This is a genomic window from Streptomyces sp. NPDC059900 (assembly GCF_050270335.1).
Classification (GTDB): Bacteria; Actinomycetota; Actinomycetes; order Streptomycetales; family Streptomycetaceae; genus Streptomyces.
The window spans coordinates 1-5,253 of the sequence record NZ_JBNNJZ010000554.1 but is presented as its reverse complement, the minus strand read 5'-3'; the positions used below and the strand labels follow the sequence as shown (position 1 = coordinate 5,253).

Here is a 5,253-nt window from a genome sequence, read left to right as displayed (position 1 = left end):
TCTGCGTACTCCCCGACTACTACCGCTCGGACGTGGCCGCTGCGTTGACCGAACGGCTCGGGCGTGGGCGCGGCGCCGATGGCCGTCCCTCGTTCTTCCACCCCGACAACTTCAGCTTCGGCCAGCCGGTCACCCTGAGCGCACTCCTCTCCGCCGCGCAGGAGGTCGAAGGGGTCCACTACGCCGAGCCCGTCGCGTTCCGGCGCCGCGGCGCGGCCCGGCCGCCCGTAACGGCCCCGGCGCAACTATCCATGGGCCGACTGGAGATTGCCCGTCTCGACAATGATCCCAGCTTCCCCGACCGCGGGACCCTGGTCCTGGATGTGGAGGGCGGCCGATGAGCGACGGCTGCGGACGCGAGTGTTGCACGGGCCTGACCGACGAGACTCCCGTCGAGATCGTCAACCGGCCGGGGCTGCCGAGCATCGCCTACCGGGCAGGGACCTGGACGACGTTCCGGGCGAGCATGCACGCGAAACTGTCACGGTCCGCGGCGCTGTCGGCGCTGCGTACCCGCACGGACGACGATCCGGCCGTCGCGATCATCGACGCCTGGGCGGCAGCGGCCGATGTGCTCACCTTCTACACCGAGCGGATCGCCAACGAGCACTACCTGCGCACCGCGACCGAGCACCGGTCCGTCTGCGACCTCGTCTCATTGATCGGATACCGGCTCGCCTCGGGGGTGGCCGCACACACTTGGCTCGCGTTCACCCTGGAGACCGCGGCGGGGGCCCCGGCGGTGGCCGTGCTGCCGTCCGGAGTGCGTGTGCAGTCGCTGCCGGGCCCTGGGGAACTGCCGCAGACATTCGAGACGACCCAGGAGGTGGCGGGGGTCGGGGCGTGGAACCGGCCCCGCGTGAGTCTGACGCGCCCGCGCACACCGCGTACCGGCGACTCGACCGTGCTGTTCGACGGCGCGGCAACCGGCCTCGGGCCGGGAGACAGCCTGTTGTTCGTGGCCGGACGGCAGCCGTGGACGGCGAAGGCCGCCCGATGGGCCAAGGCCCGTGTCGTGGAGGTGACCGCCGACCCGGTTGCCCGGCACACCCTGGTCACGTTCGGCCCGCAGCTGACCGGCCTCGACCTCGTGGCGGGCGACGAGGTGACCGTGCATGTGCTGGAGCGGCAAGCGGCCCTGTTCGGTTTCAACGCGCCCGACCCGCGCCTGTTCGAGAAGTCGGTCGCCGCGGGCCTCGGAAATGCGCTCAAGCTGACCGGATCCCGGCTCGACTGGAACTTCACTCCGCCCAAGAAGGACGACGTCAGGCTCGACGGTCTCTACGAGGGTGTCGGCCCGGCCACCTGGGCGGTGCTGACGACCGGCAGCACGTCAACCCTCGGCAGGGTGACGTCGGTTGCGGTCGCATCGACTGCTGACTACGGCCTGAGCGGGCGCGTCACCGCCCTTGCCCTCGATATCCCTGACACTGACGTCTCCGACAGCAACGAGGCCGCCCCCGCGTGGGTCGACACCCGGCAGACCGTGGTCGAATTCCACAGCCGGCGGCTACCGCTCGCCGACGTGGCGGTCGACGAGCCGCTGAGCGGTCCGGTCATTCCCCTGGCAGCGCCGCTGCCGCCGTCCGCCGACCGTCAGGTCCTCGTACGCGGCAAGCGCGCCCGTGCGCGCTTTCGCTCCGCTCTCCCCGCTCCCCTGCTCGACGTCACCGTCCTCTCCGTACGGGCCGCCGCCGAACCGCCCGGTCAGCTGCGATGGACGGTACGCACCGACGACGGCGACGACCACACCGTCGTCGACCTGCCGGGCGCGGTGACCTACCTGCCCGCCCGCGCAAGCGACGAGGTCATCGGAGAGGTCGTCACGGTCGCGGGCACGACCACACCGGTCCCGCCGGCCGAACTCGTCCTGCGCACGCCGCTCGGCAACGTCTACGACCTGCGGGGAGCAACGCCCGTCGAGCTCTACGGCAACGTGGCCGCCGCGACCCACGGCGAGGCCGTCGTCGGCGAGGTGCTCGGCGGCGCCGACGCGGCGCGGCCCTTCCAGCAGTTCACGCTGCGCCGCAAGCCACTGACCTTCGTACCCGCCCAAACCTTCACCGGCGGCGCATCGACGCTGCAAGTACGGGTCAACGGCGTCGTGTGGCACGAGATCCCCACCCTGTACGGGGCGGGCCCCCGCGATCGGGTCCACGTCACCCGCACGGCCGACGACGGGACGACCACCGTCCTGTTCGGCGATGGGACGACCGGTGCCGCCGCGCCCACCGGAGCCGACAATGTGACCGCCTCCTACCGCTGCGGCATCGGCACTCCGGGCAACGTAGGAGCCGACCGCCTCACGCTGCCCATGGTCCGGCCGCTCGGCCTCAAGGCCGTCACCAACCCGCTGGCGGCCGGCGGAGGCCAGGACCCGCAGTCCATGGCCGACGCCCGCGTCAACGCCCCGCGCAGCGTCCTCACCCTGGGCCGGGTGGTCTCCCTCCAGGACTATGCCGACTTCGCCACCGCCTACGCGTCGATCGGCAAGGCCGCCGCCCACTGGACCTGGGACGGCACGCGCCGGGGTATCGCCGTCACCATCGCCGCCGCAAGGCCGGGCACGCCCTCGCCCGCCCTTCTCGATTCCCTCGAACAGGCGCTGCTGGCCGCGGGAAACCCACGCGTTCCCCTGGTCGTGGCAGACCACCGATCGGCGGCCTTCGCCGTCCGGGCGGCACTGCGGGTGGCCGCCGACCACGACGCGGCACAGGTGCGCGACGGCGTGGCAGCGGCCCTGTCGGCCGCCTACTCCTTCGAGGCGCGGACCTTCGGTCAGGACGTGCCGCTCAGCGAGGTGACCAAAGTGATCCATGCAGTCGACGGGGTGGTGGCGGTGCGGTTCGACGCGTTACACCGGCAGGACGAAGCGATCACGCTGAGCACCCGTCTCACGGCGTACGCACCACTCCCCGGCTCACCGCCGGACGCGTCTCCTGCCGAGATCCTCACCCTCGCCGCCGACGCACTGGATCTGGAGGTGGGGTGGTGAGCGTCTCTCCCGACCACCTGTACGACCTGCTGCCCGCCCTCTATCGCGAGCGCGACAGCGCCTCCGGCGGGGCGCTCAAGCAGTACCTGCGGCTGCTCACCGACGAACTGGCGGTCGTCGCCGACGGGATCGACCAGCTCTACGACGACTTGTTCGTGGAGACGGCCGCGCCATGGGTGCTGCCCTACCTGGCTGACCTGATCGGCCTGCAGGGGCTGCCGGGAGAGAAGACCACAGGTTCGACACCGCGCGCCGAGGTCGCCAACACCATCGCCTACCGGATGCGCAAAGGTACGGCGGCCGTACTCGAGCAGGTCGCCCGTGACACCACCGGGTGGCCTGCCCGCGCCGTCGAGTTCTTCGAACTCCTGGCGACCACCCAGCACATAAACCACGTACGACCGGGCAACCACTGCACGGTCGCCGTGCGCGGGGCGGCTCGGCTCGAGCAGCTCGGGACCGCATTCGAGCGGGGCCGGACGGCGCGCGACGCCGACTTCGTCCACCTGCCCGAGATGCGGCGCATCGCAACCGGCCGCGGGCGCTACAACCTCCCGAACGTGGGCCTGTTCCTGTGGCGTCTCAAGGCCTACCCGGTGACCAGGGGAACCCTCCGCCCTCTCGCCCCCGGTGAGGAGCACCTCTTCCTGCTCGACCCGCTGGGCGCGCCCGTCCAGCTCTTCACCTCGCCCGTCACCGAGACCGAAGTCAGCCACCTGGCCGACCCTCTCAACGTGCCCGCGCCGCTCACCCGCCGGCTCATGGACGCCGATCTCGGGTCCTACTACGGCCGCGGCCTGTCGGTCCATCTGCCCGATGCCGCCCTCTCCGACGTCGTCGAGGTGTGCGACCTGCGCGACGTGCCGGGCACAAGTCCATGGGCCCACACGCCGGTTCCGACAGGGCGGGTGCGCATCGATCCTGTGCTCGGCCGCGTGGCATTCGGAGACGCGCGCGAAAGTCCGCCCGTCGCCACGTACTTCCGCGGATTCAGTGCCGACCTCGGCGGCGGAGAGTACGACCGGGTCGACAGCTTCGCCCCTGTCGCGGACCGGCCGCTGGTCTCGGTGGCAGCGGGCGGCGCCGATCACACCAGCGTCGCCGGCGCACTGGCGGCCCTGCCACCGAAAGGCGGGGTTGTCGAGATCCGCGACAACCGCCGCTACGCCGAGGCTTTCGCCGTGACCGCCGACTCAGGAACGGTCGAACTTCGCGCCGCCGACGGATTCCGTCCCACGCTCTCGCTGCCCGACGACCTGGACGTCACGGTCACGGGCGGCGGAACCGTGGCCCTCAACGGGCTGCTCGTGGCCGGGGGCGCCGTACGTGTCTCCGGGGACGGCCGCCTCGCCCTACGGCACTGCACTCTCGTCCCCGGCATCGACGTGGACGGCGCGGGCGATCCCGTGCGGCCGGGCACGCCCAGCCTGTGGGTGAGCACGCCAGAGACCTCCGCCGTCGTCGAGCGCAGCATTCTCGGCGGTGTCCGCGGGCACCTCGACGCCGAGGTCTCGTTCGCCGACTGTGTCATCGACGCCGGTGAATCGGGCATCGCCTACGCCTCCACCGATGAGCAGCCGGCTGCGACGGGCGGGGCGGCCGTCACGTTCGACGCGTGCACGATCCTTGGCCGGGTCCACGCGCGCATCCTGGACCGTCTCTCGAACTCGATCGTTCTGGCACGGGTGCCGGCCACCGATGCGGCCCACTGGTCGAGCCCGGTCCTCACCGACAGGCGACAGCGCGGCTGCGTCCGCTTCTCCTCGCTGCCTCCCGGATCACGGACTCCGCGCCGCCATCGCTGCGTCCCCGAGGACGAGCGGCTGCGGCCGGTGCTGGCATCAGCCCGGTACGGCGACCCCACGTACTGCCGACTCGACCGGCACACGCCTGAAGCGGTGTGGTGCGGCGCGGACGACGAGGCGGAGCTCGGCGTCTTCCACCACCTGCGGCAGCCCCGACGGGAGGCCTACCTGCGCATGCGCCTGGACGACTACCTCCGCTTCGGGCTCGAAGCGAACCTGATCGACGCGACCTGAGAGGAGCGGGATGAAGGGCGACTTCAGCCGAAGGACCCACGACCCGCGCAAGCACTACAGCGCGGTGCTCCATGAGCAGGGCCGCGTTCTCACCGACGCCGACTTCGACGAGGAGCACCAGATCGTCACCGGCGCACACGAGACCGCCGTCGCCGACCTGGCCGGGGCACGCGGCGTGCCCATGGGCGCGGCGGGGTTCGAGGTGACGAGCCCGGACGG

The 5,253-nt window shown here is 71.7% G+C and carries 3 protein-coding genes and 1 pseudogene; all 4 read left to right on the top strand.

Annotation, left to right across the window (positions count from 1 at the left end; all coding sequences use genetic code 11):
- Positions 1–341: pseudogene (locus ACQKIP_RS38860) on the top strand (putative baseplate assembly protein); the annotation flags it as partial.
- Positions 338–2,995 (top strand): putative baseplate assembly protein, encoded by a 2,658-nt coding sequence (locus ACQKIP_RS38855; RefSeq protein WP_365853955.1) that lies wholly within the window; start codon positions 338–340, stop codon positions 2,993–2,995. The pseudogene ACQKIP_RS38860 and the gene ACQKIP_RS38855, both read left to right, overlap by 4 nt.
- Entirely contained in the window at positions 2,992–5,034 is a 2,043-nt protein-coding gene (locus ACQKIP_RS38850) for a hypothetical protein (RefSeq protein WP_365853957.1), read from the top strand. The genes ACQKIP_RS38855 and ACQKIP_RS38850 overlap by 4 nt, the downstream gene beginning before the upstream one ends.
- A 10-nt stretch (positions 5,035–5,044) precedes the next feature.
- Positions 5,045–5,253 (top strand): DUF6519 domain-containing protein (locus ACQKIP_RS38845; protein WP_427745228.1); only part of this gene is annotated, 209 nt, incomplete at its 3' end.